The 655-nt window shown below is 38.6% G+C and carries 1 rRNA gene; it reads right to left on the minus strand.

Annotation, left to right across the window (positions count from 1 at the left end):
* Window positions 1-561: 561 nt before the first annotated feature.
* Window positions 562-655: ribosomal RNA gene (gene rrf / locus G6Q48_RS21970) — 5S ribosomal RNA — on the minus strand; the annotation flags it as partial.

Here is a 655-nt window from a genome sequence, read left to right on the forward strand (position 1 = left end):
TAACTCTTTTTACCCCACAGCCATCACTTATATCTCCGCGTGCTCTTCAACAAGTGAGTTGTTACTTACTACTTTGGCTCAAGTGATTACATTCTCTGGGGTAATAAATAATTATCAAATCACTATACCCATTTGATTTTATTGACTTACCTGCACTTAATTAAAAAATACGTGAGCTGTTACTTACTACTTTGACTCAAGTGATGTCATTCATCACCATGATGAACAAGCACCCAATCCATAATACTCACGTGACATTCTTAAAATTCTCTTTTCCACAAAATAATCTGTGAGCTGTTACTCACTACTTTAGTTCCAACAATTCTATTCACCACACTCATCGGTAAAGATGTATTAATGGCTCACCATAGGCCAAAGAGATAAAAAGGGGAGGAATAGCGTGAGAAATACAGTAATAAAGAAATAAAAAAGAAAAAAAAGAAAAAAAAGAAAAAAAAGAAAAAACATAAGATAGTTAGCATGTTAGCACAATACCGGGGATATCCCCTATCCCCAAACGCAAAAAAGCCACCCAATGGGTGGCTTCTTCACTAATTTAATGTCTGGCAGTTCCCTACTCTCACATGGGGAGACCCCACACTACCATCGGCGCTACGGCGTTTCACTGCTGAGTTCGGCATGGGGTCAGGTGGGA

Origin of the sequence: Providencia sp. M-27 (assembly GCF_011077905.1) — a bacterium.
GTDB lineage: Bacteria > Pseudomonadota > Gammaproteobacteria > Enterobacterales > Enterobacteriaceae > Providencia > Providencia huaxiensis.